The sequence below is a fragment of the Desulfosarcina sp. genome (genome assembly GCF_055467485.1).
In genome coordinates, this window is record NZ_JBUOIV010000007.1 from 70,700 (window position 1) to 85,977 (window position 15,278).

Consider the following 15,278-nt stretch of genomic DNA (forward strand, 5'->3'; position numbering starts at 1 on the left):
TTCATTCACTGGGGGCGGCCATTTCGGTTTTTTTCTTCTGGATGTTCTGGTCAATGGCTTCCAGCGCCTTGATTTTTTCCTTGAGTGATCGGTTTTCGGCTGTGACCGCATCCAACTGGCGCTGCAGTTGAGCCGCATGCGCCTCCTTTTTCTTCAGTGCGGCTTTATCGGCCCGAGATGGCTGGTCGCTCTGTTGCCGTTCTTCCCGGGGCGGGTCGGCAGGCGCTGTGGTTTCGGAGGAAGTCTGCGCCGCAGGGGGATGGATCTCGATCACCCGGATGGTGCTTCTGGGTGTCATGCGAACAATCAGCGGATCGAGCAGGTCCATATCCCAGGCATCATCCTTTTCAGGTGCGGATTTGCCGAATTCATGCCACAGGCCAACGGCGGCGGTGTAGTCCGCCTGGGTGTCCGCCAGCATCAGCCGGCAGCAGATTTCCCCCAGCCAGGCCTTTCGGGCCAGTTTTTCATGGGTCCTGGCCGTCGACAGCGTCCTGAACAGGACCATGGCCTGTTCGTAACTGCCATCCTTATAGACTGACAGCGCATTGTCAAAGGCCGTATAGTCCGACATGAACCGCTTGCGGTTCATCGCGTCGTCAAAATCAGTTAAAACGGACGCACAGCCCGAAAGCAGGCCGCTGACGATGATCAGAACGATCATCAGCCGGTATGGTTGGCTCCATGCAGTTGTCATGTGTTCCCTATATGTATTCAACCACCGTCTTTGAGTAATACCGCCCCTATTTAATCATCATCGCGCGAAAATTCAAGAAAATTCAACGATTGCCGTTATCACACCGTCAAGCCGGCACCATCATTCGGGTGCACTGGGCAGGGTGAATCCGAAGGTGCTTCCCTTGCCCACCTGGCTGCTGACCCACACGGTGCCATGGTGGGATTCGATGATATTTTTGACGATGCTGAGACCCAAACCGACGCCTTCCAGGCGCTCGCGTTCCCGCTGACCGCGATAGTATTTGTTGAATAAAAATGCTTGATCCTCTTCCAGAATACCGGGGCCGTTGTCCTTGACGAAAAAGGAGAGCATGTTTTGCGAACGGTGTTGACGGACACCAACAGTGATACGGGTGTCGGGTTCGGAAAATTTCACCGCGTTGGACAGATAATTCAGCATGGCCTGTTGCAGCTGTTGGCGGTCACCGACGATCGGAGGCAGTTGGGAGGGAACCTGAAGACGCAGATCGATGCTTTTTGCCTCGACGGCCAGCTTGATACTGTTGGCGCATTCGGAGATGAAGGTGTGCGGATCGATGGGCTCCAGCTGCATGTTCAGCAGACCGGGCTCCAGCCGCGACGCCTGCATCAGATGGCTCAGCAGGTCGCTGATCCGGCTGATTTCCGCGCCGGCGATTCCCAGGAATTTTTCCTGCCGGCTGTTGATGGGCCCCATGACCTCTTCCCGGATCATGTTGACCGATTCGCGGATGGATGTCAGTGGCGTACGAATCTCGTGGCTGAGCATTGAGATGAAATCGGACCGCATGCGCTCCTCTTTGCGCAGGCGGTTGGACATTTCGTTGAAGGCGTGGGCCAGCTCGCCGAATTCATCCTGGCTGCGTACCTTGAGGGGTTTGCTGAGCCGGTCCGAGGAGATTTCCCGGATACCATCCATCAGTTCCCGCAATGGGCGGATCATGGAATACGCCAGGTAGCAAATTCCCAGAAAGCCCACCAGGCTGGAGACCGCCAGGCCGATGAGTCCGTTCTTGGCGGAAAGCCGGCCTTTGCGATTGACTTCCCGCGTGGCCTGTTCGATTTCAAGCTCATTTTTAAGCCGTTCGTCGGAAATTTTGCTGATCCAGCTGTTGACGATCGGTTCGGGGATCCAGAAGGTGTTCACGGCCTCAGGATCTTTGACCTTGCCGCTCAGATATACGTAAACTTCTGCCGCGTTGGGATAGGTGTCGTAATCATGACTGATGTCCCGCCACACATCGGAAATGTCATGGCCGAAATCGGTCAGCCGGATCACCTGGGCCAGGTTTTCTTCAAAGGCCCGCTGCGCTTCATTGAAGAAGACCAGGTAGTCATTTTTTTTGAGCAGCAGGTACTTCTGTTTATTTTCCTCCATGCTCAAAAGCGTTTCCATCATCTTTTTCGTCCCCGAGGCAAGGGCATAATTTTTTGCCACGATCGATCCGGACAGTCTGACCACCTGTTGGACATTGATGTATAGGACCAGGATCGTACCATAAAAAATGGCGATGATAACGAGAAACCAGACCAGCAGCTTCCCGGTGATTCCAAATCTCAGATTCATTGGCGCAGGTGCTTTCCAATAAAAAGTGGACCATCTCTTGTGATGCCTGAGGTAACCGTTAACACAACTCACCGAGGCAAATCAAACATCGACGGGTCCCCACGAAAAACGTAATCCGGTGCGCAAAATTCGTAACCGAAGGAAGCCTTCGTGCCACACGGATCGAATAAACGCCCGGTGGACGGATGCCGATAATCGTGGCACGGCCATTGCTCTGAAAAACTGGACAACCCATGATCGCGCGCAAACCCACAAACCCATCCTTGCGCAGTTGTCAGATGAAAGGAAGGTTTAATATGACGATGAAAAGAAACGCTCGTCTGGCCAAAGCCGTTCAGGGAGAGCTTCGGGTTGCCTTTGAGCAGCGACGGTTTTCATATGCCGGCTTCATTCCAGAGCGACGATCAGGCAAGGACCGAAGGGGCGCCGTTGCGTTGGTCCGCTCCGGCGACGCTTCTGCCGCGGTATCTGACCGGAATTGATCCCGATCGGCAACCGTGAAGGGGCCGACGGTCCTTTTTCGTTTGATCCTATCCGGGTCGGTCCACCACCGCTTCCTCCGGGGTCGAGGGCGTCGGTCACGGCGTTCCGGACACCCGGGAGGCGGGGATGGCCGTCAATTCGAGTCGCTCAGGCTTGCCGGTATTCGCGGAAGAATGTCACCGCAAGACCCGGCTTAGCGGGGTGGGGGTGTGGTTTTATTTTCCGGCCTTTTAAGCAAGCGATGATCCCAACCCCGCCGATCCTGCATGAATCAGCAGCGCCAACGGCTAAAGACCGGTCGCTTACTCCTTCGTGATGTTGTCAGGGTGGGGCAGGCATCTGGCCACGATAAATTCAGCGATTGCTTGGATGTCGGCGGTCGCGAACTGGGGAACCGTCACCTCCAGGGGCGTGTCGGAAACCATGGCCATCAGGGTTTCGTCCTTAAGGCAGGCGGGCTGCTGATGTCGTTCCGCCCTGAAAACCTCAATTTTTGGAGCATGGTCGGTTTTAAATCCTTCCGTGATCAGCAAGTCCATATCTTCGAAATAAGGGACCAGATCGTCCAGGCACTCGCCGACCACATCCTTGATCATGGCAAGCTGACCGGGAGAAGCGATCATCACCGTATCGGCACCCGCCTGTCTGTGGCGGTAGCTGTCTTTCCCTTTCCGATCCATATCAAATCCGTGATGGGCATGCTTGACGACGCCGATATGATAACCCCGGCGTTTCAACTCGGGGATCAGCCGTTCGATGAGCGTGGTTTTGCCGGATTCCGACTTGCCCACGATGGAGATAACAGGCGGCAAGGTATACTCCTTTTCCATTCAAATTGCGCAAATGGTCGGCACTCCGGCCATTCGCCCGGAAAAATTAAGCCGTGGGATAGCCAAAGTCAAGACAATTCAAGTTAAGACACCGGTCTGAAAAATGACGGCTGGCCAGCGGTATCCCCGCAGGCAGGAGGCTTTTGGGTGAGTAGAGGATATCCTTGACCAAACTTCCGGATCACGTTACATTCGTTGTACCGTAGGATGCGCAGCAGCTCTGGACCGGGACGATAATACGATGATTACCTGCAGGCATCCCGGGGTTTCCAGGGGCGTTAAGAACCGGGGTGCATTGAAAAAGACGTGAGGTGGGCGATCATACCCAACGTTCAAATTGCTGTGGTGGAAGATGACCCGCTGGTTCGGGATTTTGTAGTCGATACATTTGAGTTCAGCGTAAACCGCAAAGTCCACACCTTTGACAACGGATTTGCGGCCTGGCAGTACATTCAGACATCCAATCCCATTCACATTGTTTTTTCCGATATTCATGTGCCCGATATCGACGGTCTTGAATTGACCGCCCGAATCAAGGCGGCCCGACCCGAAATCGTCTGCATCCTGGCATCGGGCAACCCCGCTGACGAAATGCGGGCGACCGCGGCCGGTGCTGACGCCTTTGTTCTCAAGCCCTATGGTGTCAGTGACCTTTTCGCGCTTGTGCAAACCTTTGTTGTGGCCGACAAGAGGCGATGAGGTTGAACCGCGACAACGAGCGCACTTCCTGCCGCTTGCAACTGGGTTAGCGAGCGAACGGGGAACCGATATCCATCCTTAACGGTGCTGTGCAGCGCTGCCGTTACCGGCAGTACATTCCCCCTTTTCAAAACCGGGTAAGCCGCGGTTTTCAGTGCCGGGGCCCGAAGGCACCGTGAAACGGTCTCGATGAGGATGAACGGCTTGCGGAACAAAGGGGTGCCGATGGCCCTCGGCGGGTTTGGCCGCACCGGTATGCGTGAAAGCGTGTGGCGGGTCGGTCAGACAGGACGAGATGCGTTTTTTCCGGAATCGGCGGGTTCGTGGGTATAGTGCTGGATAATGTCCCTCAGCTTGCGCTTCTGGACCAGGCTCAGACCGTTGAACTGAATGCCCTGGCGGTTGATTCGCCTGTTTTTAAAAGGCAGCGAACCAGTTTCCCTGTCAGACACAATCGTAAAGGGAATATGGTTGATGCCGGTGGGGTCGTCTGTCGTTACTATCCGCAGGGCATTGGCGCGCATGCCCATGGTGAAGCCATGATCCTCGTAGTAATAGGACAGGCCGCGCATATTGATATCACCGATCTGGTTTCTGGAAAGGGTGTTGTCAAATGTCACGTAAAGGCCGGTGCGCGCCTTGTGCCGCCGCCGCTTGCGAAACTTGAACTGTATCAGACGCATCAACCATTCTCTCATGAAAGTACCGTCCACAACATTCCTGATCCGGGTATGGATCGACGGGGGTTCAAATCGCTAACCGGGCAAGATGGGGTAACGGGAGACGTCTGTGCGGGAGATTCAGATCCAGTGCGATAACCGTTTATCATTTAAACCCCATTTCGCGCGGATTGGCAACCTTTTTTTATGGCGCGCCGGTCGGTGGATCGAAGTACAGACGCTAGTATAAAAAAAGTCAGGGAGCGGGCTTTTCACGGGCCGGGCGTGTATCCTCCCCTTCAGGCAGATGGCGGCGGCAGGCCAGGGCAAAATCTTCCGGGTAGTGCCCGTTGATCCAGCGCAGCTGGGCTTCGCTGAATGCTCCGGGGGAATCGGGCAGCCGGGGTAAAAAGGCAATCAGCAGGCGATGGTCCGTATCGCCGCTGACAATGGATTTGGAATATTCGATGGTGGAGATCATGCGGGCCCCCATGGCTGCCAGGACCTTGACGGCCGTCAACATGGCCCGGTCAAGGGAGCTGCGCATGGGCGTGTCGGCCTCAAGGATGCTGCCCACCGGCGTTTTGGGCATCAGGTTCAGCTCCCACTGGGATGTCTGGGCCTTGGGCGCGAACAGAATTACCCGGTCGTCTTCGAAAACCACCAGACTTTGTTCGCGTCGCGCGTTACCATCCATCCGCCGGTTATGCATGATCGCCTGCTGGTAGCATTCAAAAAAGCCTCTCCCTGTTTCATGACGGAATGCCTTTACGAAATCGCCTACCAGATCTCCGCACGCGTATGCCAAAAGGGTCCCTCCGTCCTCAGCCAGCGGGACCTCGGCCGGAATCAGGGCGAACTGCTGGTGGATCTGCTGGTGGGATGCATGCAGGCGGTATCCGCTGGGAGCGTAGTCGAACCCGTAATTCCAGCCCCACAGGGTCCGGTCAAACGCAATGGTTTTTCTTCCCTTCAACTCCCTTAAGATTTTCAACCTGAGCGTCTCCAATTCATCGACGGCCAGGGGGCGCCCGACGGACGCGGGTGGCATACCCAACAAACCGGCCAGGCGGGAATAGCTTCGCTGATAGTAAAGGTGGCGCATACCGGTCATGTCTGGCATCGTCAGATCCTGCAAGCGGTACCGCACGGTGTCGTCGGCCATGTTGGCGGCATAGTGTCCCCAGGGGATGTAGGAGTTTCTGCGCAGGTACTCGAACACATGGCTTTGCGGGCCCGAATGGCTCCATTCACCCACGATCTCGCTCGCTCCCTGGGCGCCGGGGCGAAGCACCATGGCCTGTTGATACGCGTGGGGCAGATAGCGGTTGTTGGCCACGGCCTCGAACAGGCCCTCATCCACAATCACCGCCATGATTCGTCCGTCGGCTCGTCGCTCATAGGCCAGCCCCCAGGGGCGACCGCTGTTTTCATCCATACATAGGGTGCAGGCCATATGGGCCAGGGTACACAGGTCCCGGGCATCGGTGGATGTTACCGCCAGAGCCAGCTTCAGCGGGCGGGGTAATTGGCGGATAGCCTGGGTGGCCGACCGTTCATCGGAATGATCGTCAAAGAAGGAAATCTGCGGTGCTTCCGGCAACGCGATGGCCTCGGGTTTAAGTGCACGGGCATCCGCCCATGCCTTGCCGATGTAGGTGGTGCCCCGGAAGGGGAAGGCGTTGGGAACCTCGAAGATCCAGTCCGCGGCCGGTTCGTGGACCGGGCCGCAAGGAAAATTGGCGTTATTGCGATGACGGGTACCGTCCGGCAGCGTGCCCAGGTCTGCCAGTGCATCCGTCTCACGAAAATTGTCTGCAGTGAAATGGGGTCGGTGCAGACCGACCATAAACCGACCCGCCGGTGAAATACAGGTACGCAGCTTCATGCCCGTTTTCCTATTCCCCGAATTAAAACCGTGTTCCTTAAAAGATACACCGATTGTCAACACGTGTGCCGACGCCGGCCGACAGTGCGACTATTTTATCTCACAATCGCGACCCATTTGCGAGTGCCTAAATCCGGATGGATTGGAAACAACGCTGCCGTTGGTTGGTGATTCGGTCATTTTATAACGATATCTGCTGGTTTTGAAGATTTGGCATGGAAATTTCATGGTTTTATGTGTCTGCATCCATCCGAATCGCCGAGAAGCGCATCAGGTACTGCCTAGCCGTTCGATACAAAATGTAAACGAGAAAGTGAGGGGAAAATGACACACCGGTCATCGCCACCAGCAATTGCTGTGATAGGACTGGCCTGTCGATATCCAGACGCAGCCACGCCCCGACAATTGTGGGAAAATATATTGGCCCGGCGGCGGCAGTTCCGGCGTATTCCGGACTGTCGGCTGCCGCTTGCGGATTACTATGATGCGGACAAAAAAGCGCCTGATAAAACCTATGGGCGCCAAGCGGCCGTCATTGACGGCTTTGATTTTGACTGGGCTGAAAGGCGCATTCCGTTTTCAACCATGCGCACCACGGATATCGTACACTGGCTGGCCCTGGAAACCAGCCTGGCGGCTGTGACCGATGCCGGCTACACCCGTGAGACCCTTCCCGGCGAGCGCACCGGCGTCATCGTCGGCAACACCCTTACCGGCGAGCAGACCCGGGCCAACACCATGCGATTGCGCTGGCCCTTTGTCCACCGGGCGTTACGGGTCGCCGCCCGGGCCCAGGGAATGGATGAGCGACAAATCGACCTGCTCTCCCGGACGCTGAAGGATCGCTATACCGCCGTCTTCCCGCCGGTGGACGAGGACACCCTGGCCGGCGGGCTTTCCAATACCATCTCCGGCCGCATCTGCAATTATCTCAACCTCATGGGCGGAGGATTCACCGTCGACGGGGCCTGTTCTTCCTCGCTGCTGGCCGTGGCCCATGCCGCCTCGCGCATGGTGGACCAGGATCTGGATCTGGCCATCGTGGGGGGGGTGGACGTCAGCCTGGACCCATTCGAGCTGATCGGTTTTGCCAAAACCGGTGCACTCACCGACGGGGATATGACGGTCTATGACCGCGGCGGGAAAGGCTTCATTCCCGGCGAGGGCTGCGGTTTCATGGTGCTTAAAACCCTGGCCGCAGCCCGGCGGGATGGCGACCGTGTCTATGCAGTCATTCACGGCTGGGGCATCTCTTCGGACGGCGGCGGCTCGGGCATTACGGCTCCGAGCGTTTCCGGCCAGGCCTTGGCGCTGGAACGGGCATACCTGCGTGCACCCCATGGGATCGAAGACCTGGATTTCATCGAGGGCCACGGTACCGGCACCACCGTGGGAGACCGCACCGAGTTGGAAGCCATCGCCCGGGTGCTGGGCCAGACACCGGTCCCCCGCGGCCAGTTGCGGCCTTGCGGAATCACCTCCCTCAAATCCATCCTCGGCCACACCAAGGCCGCTTCGGGCATCGGTGGACTGCTCAAGGCCGTGATGGCGGTCAACCGCCGGGTGATCCCCCCAACCGCCGCCTGCACCGAAGCCCACCAGACTTTCGATGCGGAGGCCAGACGTCTCTACCCCGTTCGCCTGGGCCGGCAGGAACCCGCCGACAGGCAACTGTCCGCTGGTGTATCTTCCATGGGCTTTGGCGGCATCAACTGCCACATCACGCTGGTCTCCGGTGACCCACCCGACGACCGACTGGCGTCTCATCTGGATGAAGGGTCACTGCTGGCGCATGCCCAGGAGAGTGAACTGCTGGTGATCGGTGCCGACAACAAGGCAGACATGCTGGAAAACGTGGCGGATCTGATCAAGATTGCCGACGGTGCGAGTATGGCTGAACTGGCCGACCTTGCCGCCGACCTGAGCCGGCGGGTGCCGCCCGACGCGACCATCCGGGCTGCCATTATTGCCGGCCGTCCCGACGACCTGACCGCCCGGCTGAACCAGTTGGAAACGTTTCTTCGGCGAGATGAGGCCGACAGTGACACCGGATCGGCCGTGTCCCTGGGGCCCGACATCTGGCTGGGAGTGGGCCTCGCCAGGCCCCGGATCGGATTCCTGTTTCCCGGCCAGGGCTCCCAGCAGCTCAATATGGCCCGGATCCTGGTACAGCGGTTTTCGTGGGCCCGATCGCTCGTGGAACGGGCAGATCAGATTACCCGCGACCTGACCGGTTTACCGGTCAGCCGACTGATATTCCGGGACACCGACCGGGCACCCGGTCCCGAAGATCGGGATCACTGGCTCAGCGCACTTTCCCGAACGGAAAACGCCCAGCCGGCCATCTGCCTGGCCTCCATGCTGTGGCTTGCCTTTTTCACCCGGCTGGGAATTCACCCCGAAGCCGTTGGCGGACACAGCCTGGGAGAGCTGACGGCCTGTTTTGCCGCCGGAGGGTTCGATGCGGACACGCTTTTGGAATTTTCGGCCCGTCGCGGAATGGCCATGTCCAGTCAAAGCGGTGTCTCGGGAGCCATGGTCGGCCTTAGCTGTGACGAGCCGGCTGCCCAGAACCTGATATCGCAGGTCAACGGGTACCTCACCGTAGCCAACGTCAACAGTCCCCGCCAGACCGTGCTTTCCGGTGACACGGAAGCGGCTCAAGCGGTGCTCCGAATCGCCCGGGAAAACGGGATCAGTGCACGGATGCTGCCGGTTTCCGGCGCGTTTCACAGCAGCCTGTGCGCGGATGCCGCCCGTCAGGTGGCCGATATGGCCTTGCTTTCCAAGGCGATGGAAACAGCGGCATGCCGTTTTTTTTCCAGCGTCGAGGGCGCTGACCTGGAATCGGGGCAACTCCTGAATGAACACTTCTCCAGCCAGATCAGGTCCCGGGTTGATTTTATTCAACTGACCAGAAACATGGCGCAATCATGTGACCTGATCCTCGAACTGGGGCCGGGCCGGGTGCTGAGCGGGCTCACCGGAGATATTCTCGGTGAAACGGGGCCGCTATGCCTGCCAGTGGAGGGAACGGCCGGCGGCACCTCGGATCTGAACCGCGCCATCGGTGCCATTTTTGTCCAGGGTCTGCCGGTCCATTGGGAAATGTTTTTTGAAAACCGGCTGATCCGTCCTTTTGTCCCGGCCGATCAAAAATCATTTGTTGTCAACCCCTGTGAAAACCTGCCGCGTACCGACGGTGAGGACGCCGGAACAGAGAGCGCGCCGACCGATGAAATCCACACCATCCTGGCGGAAGCCTTCACCGGTGTTCCCGAGGCGCTGGTGGGTCGCTATCTGGAATCGCGGGGGGCATTTTTAAATCGGGTGGTGCAGGCGGATCTTGCCTTTTGGGACCCCGACGCCCGGCTGGTGGATGCCGATTCGAGAGGAAAAAGGGAAGTGGCGGACGGACGTTCCATGCCCGTGCCTGTTCAGGCGGCTTTATTCAAACTCGTCGCCGATGTGACGGGTTTTTCTTCCGAGACCCTCCGCAGGGAGTCCCGTCTTCTTGACGATTTGAACCTGGACTCCATCAAGGCCGGCGACTTGATTGCCCGCTTTGCCAAGACCTGTGGTGTGACGTTTCCCGATCCGGCGCTCCTGGCCAATGCCGCTCTATTCGAACTGGCCGACGCCGCCCAGCGGTTGCGTGGCGATGGCCCGGGGACGGATGGTCCTTCGGCCGTTGACCGTACCGAACTGAGCGGGCGGCTGATGGGATTGGTGTCGGAGATCACCGGTTTTCCCAAGGCGAGCCTGGATCTGTCCATGCGGCTTTTGGACGATCTGAACCTGGATTCCATCAAGGCGGGTGACCTGATCTCCCGCCTGTCTGCGGAGGCAGGGGTTTCAGGTCGTGTGGATGTGTCGTCGCTGGCCAATGCCAGTCTGGATCAGGTCGTCGATCGGATCACTGCCGGGCTGGAGTCGATACCGGTCGCGGCAGCAGCGCCCCCGAATGCACTGGCCGAACTGATAGACCAGGCTGCACGCCTCACCGGGTTTTCCGGTGAGGCATTGGATCAGGACCTTCAGGTTGAGCGGGACCTTCATCTGGGACCGGACAAACTCAAAACGCTGGTCCAGCGCACGGCATCGGCCTTGGAAATACAGGCCCATTTAGACTTGGATCCCCTGCGCACACGCAGTTTGCGGCAGATCGGCGAGATCCTGGACCGGTTGGTCGCGGAACAGCACGACACGGTTGCCGGGGTTACCGCAACCGGGCCGGCGATGGCTGCCGGCCAGCCCACCTGGGTGCGCCATTTCAGCATGGACGTAGTGGAAACGCCTTACCCGCCGTTTCCCGACACCTGGCGGATGCGGTCGGAAAACGACTGGCACAAAGCCCGGGTACTGATTCTGCACAGTGAAGATACGGCCGATGTAGCTGACGTACTCGGTGGACATTTTTTTCAGCGGGGAGCCTTTACCCGTGTGCATGCTTTCGACGCTGAAGGCGCGGCAGAAGATGTGCTCGATCCTTCATTTTCCCACCTGGTGGCCATTTTGCCTAAAAACGGTCACCATGAAAAAAATCGATCGGCACTGCTGCATCGGCTGATTCGCATGCGGGCGGGCCTGACATCGGTTCCGCCGGCGGCCAGTGCTCCGAGACGGCGCACCACCGTTGCCTGGATTCAGTTCGGCGGCGGCTTTTTCGGTCGGGACCCGCGCTTTTCTCGGTTGGATCGCTGCGGGACCGTGGCCCTGGCAGCCAGCCTTCACCTGGAACGGGCAGACCTTCGGGTACGGGTGGTGGATTTTTGTCCGGCCCTTTCCGCGGAGACGATCGCCTGGGAGACCCTGGCCGAGACCATCACCCAAGACAGCTTTGCCGCCGTGGGATACGATCTGGACCGTACCCGCCGGACGTTATCTCCACGGCTGGTTCAGCCGGCAACTTTTAGTAGAAGAAACATCCGGTGGTCGGGCGATGATGTAGTCCTCGTCACCGGCGGTGCCAAGGGGATCACGGCTGCCTGCGCCCTGGCCGTGGCACGCGAAACCGGCGTGCGCATGGCCCTGGTGGGGCGGACGCCGCATCCGGACCAAGTGCCGCCGACTGCAGCTTCGCAGGAGATCCGCACCCTTTTGGACAAGTATACCGCCCTGGGACGGATGGCCGATTATTTTTCCTGTGATGTGGCTGACCGCGATGCGGTGGCAAAGATGCTGACCGCAGTCACCGATCGCCTCGGCCCGGTTACCGGGATCATCCACGGCGCCGGCCTCAACCGGCCGCGGCTCACCGGCCAGGTCAAGCCCGAGCAAGCGTATGCCGAAACCGCACCCAAGGTACTGGGTATGCTGCACCTGCTAGACGCCCTCGACGCGACCCCCCCCAAGCTGGTTGTGGGGTTGGGGTCGATCATCGGCATCACCGGCATGCCCGGCAACGGCTGGTACGGATTTTCCAATGAGATGATGGACATCGCTCTGCGCGGTTTTGCTGCCGATCACCCCGATACCGCCACGGCAAATGTGGCTTACAGCATCTGGCGCGATGAAGGCATGGGGGCCCGCATGGGCAGTGTGGACCTGCTGCGCGACAGGGGTATCGACGCGATACCCACAGACGAGGGCGTCAACCGGTTCCTTGCCCTCTTCACCCACGATGCGGGCAGCCTCCAGACCGTGGTGACCGCACGCATGGCGGGATTGGATACCTGGAACCAGGTGCTGCCAGATGTGCCCGAGGGATGGCGATTTTTGGAGAATCGGACCCATCTGACCCCGGGGGTGGAAGCGGTCTTCTCGACGCATCTGTCCCTTGGAAGCGATCCTTACCTGAGCGACCATCATTTCCAGGGGTCCTATCTTTTCCCCACGGTCTTTGGGCTCGAGGCCATGGCGCAGGCCGCCGTTTACCTGTGCGGCGATACCGGACTGTCGCAGGTGCAGGTCCGGGACGTCCGACTCCTGCGGCCGATCACGGTCGATCCCGAAACGGGCGCCGACATAACGATCCGCGCGATACTGGACGAAACACACGCCGACGGGCAATGCGTGGTTCACGCCGGCATCATCAAGCAGGGATCCGGGGTCGGGTCGGACTTTTTTGCGGCCACGCTGATCTTCGGCGCGACAGACCCGGCGCCAATGGAAACCGTTGCCCGCCCGGACACGCCCATGCCCCTGCTGCCCCGGACCGACCTGTACCGGCCCAGTCTGCTTTTCCAGGGATCTCGATTCCAGGGCATCCAGACCATCTGGGACATCCGGGAAACCGGTGAGAGATCAGGGACAGCGCTCTTCACCACCCGCCTGACGCCGGCAGACCAGCTGTCGGTTGCCGCCTTCGGCGAGGAGAACCGCAGCGGCCTGTGCCTGGGAGATGCCTTTTTTACCGACACCCTGCTGCAGAGCGCGGCCCTGCTGGTGCCCCAGGACACCAGCCTGCCTGTGTCCATCGACCGCATGGACCTGTTCCCTGAATTTTTCAGTGCATCCACGCCGGCCACGGTGCGCGTGGAACTGGTGGGGCAGGAGGATCGGGACCTGGTATACCGCGTGGCGGCCATGGGCGAAAACGGAGTGGCGCGCGCGGTGCTGCAGGGTTATCGACTGCGAATTCTCAAGCACCATGACGATTATCCGACGGTGGCCGATCTGGTGTCTCCCGGGGATCGGGATCGCCGAATGGTCCGTCAGGCGCTGGACGAGGCGTGTCGACTGTTATCGCTAACATCACCCCATCTGGAACTGGCCTGTATCCCTGACATCCACGGCAGGAATAAACGGGAACGGCGGGAGGCGGAGGGACCGATGCTGCAGCGGGCCCTTTCTGCCGCAGCCGAGCGATACGAGGTCTCCGAATCACCGCTGTCGATCCAGTGGCAGGATAACGGCAAACCGGTTGTTGCCGATGTGGCAGCGTCCGTTCTGGATGTTTCCGTCACCCACGAGGACCGCACCTGTCTGTGTGTCTGCGGTCCCGGTCCGGTGGGTTGTGACCTGGCTGCCGTCACCGCCAGGGACCGCAAGGGCTGGAACGGGCTGCTGGGAGATGGTCGAACGGACCTGCTGGACAGCCTGATCGACAAGGGAGAGACGTTGGACAATGCCGGCACGCGGGTCTGGGCGGCGGCCGAAGCCCTGGCCAAAGCCGGCGGCCGGTCCGGTGCAACCCTCAAGATGGTGAGCAAGAAGGAAAACGTGGTGCTGTTCGCCGGCGACGTTGCCGGCGGGCAATCCATTCAGATCCTCACCCTGGCCATCCGTCTGACCTGGGGGGCGCCCCAGATCCTGGCCGTCACGGTTGCCGCGCAGGCCGTGCCACGGGTTCCGGCACATTTGTTGACCTCGGACTATCCGGGATACGAACCCTTATATGACACCCGCCCGTTCGAGATGATCGAAGGGGGCCCGCAGGGCCAGCTGGTGTTCGTCCAGCGATTGCCGGTGACCTTCCAGCCCAGCGCCAACTTGAGCCGCACGATCTACTTCTCCAATTTCATCAAGTGGATGGGCAACACCCGCGAGGCATCGGCCTGGCCGGTCTTGGCGGAGATGTCTGACCAGTTCGCCAGCGGACGCTGGGGCGGGGTGACCAACTACGGTCACCTGAAGATCCTCGGGGAAGCGGGCACCAGCGACCAGGTTGAAATTCTCATGTGGGTGTCGGACAACAGCGGGCCGGAGAATTCCACCATGACCCTTTCCTACGATTTCCGCAAAATGGTCAAGGGCGGCGGGTACCAGCGACTGGCTTTCTGCCGGCTCCAGACCACCTGGGTGGAAATCCTGGGGCCGGGGGTGGCCAAGGTGGCTCCCTATCCGGCTTACTACGGCCAGTTCATCGAAGACATGTGCCCGCAGTTCGACGCACCGGACACGCCCGAACCCCTGCCGGAATCCCTGGGCCACCTGTTCGACGTCGAGGATGATCCCGTCCTTTACCTTGCACCGTCCGGGCCCGTGGTGCACCCCATCGTTCGTGAGCAGACCTTTGAAACCACCCTGGCCCATGCCAACCTGGTGGGCAATATCTACTATGCCAACTACTACGAATGGCAGGGCCAGATCCGCGACCGCTTCTTCTTTGAGTTGATTCCGGAGTATTTCTCAGGCATCGGGGAGAAAGGCGAACTGCTGGCCCTGGAGAGCCGTGTGGACCACCTGCGCGAGGCCATGCCCTTCGACCGTGTCGTGCTCACCTTGGCCGTCAGGGAACTGCGCGCCTGCAGCGTGGTCTTCCATGTGGACTACTTCCGGCTGCTGCCGGACGGCTCGCGGGTGAAAATCGCCTACGGCCTGCACCGGGCCGTGTGGACCTTGCGCGATGATCAGGGCCGGCCGGCGGCTGCGCCATTCCCAGACAGGGTTCGGGCGGCCTTTGATGCCGCAGTTGTCCGAAAGGGTTGAACCGCGATAGCGAGAGCCCTCCCCGCGGCTTGCCGCGGGGAGGGCTCAATTTTACCTCTTTT

General features: G+C 59.6%; 7 protein-coding genes. 2 read left to right on the forward strand and 5 right to left on the reverse strand.

Translation table 11 applies throughout. From position 1 onward, the window contains the following. Nucleotide 1: 1 nt before the first annotated feature. From ACZCED_RS05515 to mobB, 3 genes are all read right to left on the reverse strand, one after another. Entirely contained in the window at nucleotides 2-697 is a 696-nt protein-coding gene (locus ACZCED_RS05515) for a hypothetical protein (protein WP_462971775.1), read from the reverse strand. A gap of 120 nt (nucleotides 698-817) precedes the next feature. Beyond that, nucleotides 818-2,284, reverse strand: a complete 1,467-nt coding sequence (locus tag ACZCED_RS05520) for a sensor histidine kinase (RefSeq protein ID WP_462971776.1) — start codon at nucleotides 2,282-2,284, stop codon at nucleotides 818-820. A gap of 785 nt (nucleotides 2,285-3,069) precedes the next feature. Then, complete coding sequence (gene mobB / locus ACZCED_RS05525; protein ID WP_462971777.1) at nucleotides 3,070-3,579, reverse strand: molybdopterin-guanine dinucleotide biosynthesis protein B; 510 nt, start codon at nucleotides 3,577-3,579, stop codon at nucleotides 3,070-3,072. 324 nt (nucleotides 3,580-3,903) lie between these two features. Between mobB and ACZCED_RS05530 the strand changes: the two genes are divergently transcribed. Next, nucleotides 3,904-4,296, forward strand: coding sequence for a response regulator (locus ACZCED_RS05530; RefSeq protein WP_462971778.1), 393 nt, complete (start codon nucleotides 3,904-3,906; stop codon nucleotides 4,294-4,296). Between the two features lie 281 nt (nucleotides 4,297-4,577). Here ACZCED_RS05530 and ACZCED_RS05535 read toward each other — a convergent pair whose 3' ends face one another. Together ACZCED_RS05535 and ACZCED_RS05540 are read right to left on the reverse strand one after the other, a co-directional pair. Further along, the gene (locus tag ACZCED_RS05535) at nucleotides 4,578-4,994 is read right to left on the reverse strand and encodes a hypothetical protein (protein ID WP_464860388.1); all 417 of its coding nucleotides are present in this window, start codon (nucleotides 4,992-4,994) and stop codon (nucleotides 4,578-4,580) included. A gap of 217 nt (nucleotides 4,995-5,211) precedes the next feature. Further along, nucleotides 5,212-6,843 (reverse strand): hypothetical protein, encoded by a 1,632-nt coding sequence (locus tag ACZCED_RS05540; RefSeq protein ID WP_462971780.1) that lies wholly within the window; start codon nucleotides 6,841-6,843, stop codon nucleotides 5,212-5,214. A 357-nt stretch (nucleotides 6,844-7,200) separates the two neighbouring features. Here ACZCED_RS05540 and ACZCED_RS05545 point away from each other — a divergent pair, with 357 nt between their 5' ends. After that, on the forward strand, nucleotides 7,201-15,216 hold the full coding sequence (locus tag ACZCED_RS05545) for an SDR family NAD(P)-dependent oxidoreductase (protein ID WP_464860389.1): 8,016 nt from the start codon (nucleotides 7,201-7,203) through the stop codon (nucleotides 15,214-15,216). Nucleotides 15,217-15,278: the final 62 nt, after the last annotated feature.

Bases quoted from the DNA above. Each gene is read 5' to 3' on its own strand.
- ACZCED_RS05520 (WP_462971776.1), bottom strand. From the start codon at position 2,284: ATGAATCTGAGATTTGGAATCACCGGGAAGCTGCTGGTCTGGTTTCTC.
- ACZCED_RS05540 (WP_462971780.1), bottom strand. From the start codon at position 6,843: ATGAAGCTGCGTACCTGTATTTCACCGGCGGGTCGGTTTATGGTCGGT.
- ACZCED_RS05515 (WP_462971775.1), bottom strand. From the start codon at position 697: ATGACAACTGCATGGAGCCAACCATACCGGCTGATGATCGTTCTGATC.
- ACZCED_RS05535 (WP_464860388.1), bottom strand. From the start codon at position 4,994: ATGAGAGAATGGTTGATGCGTCTGATACAGTTCAAGTTTCGCAAGCGG.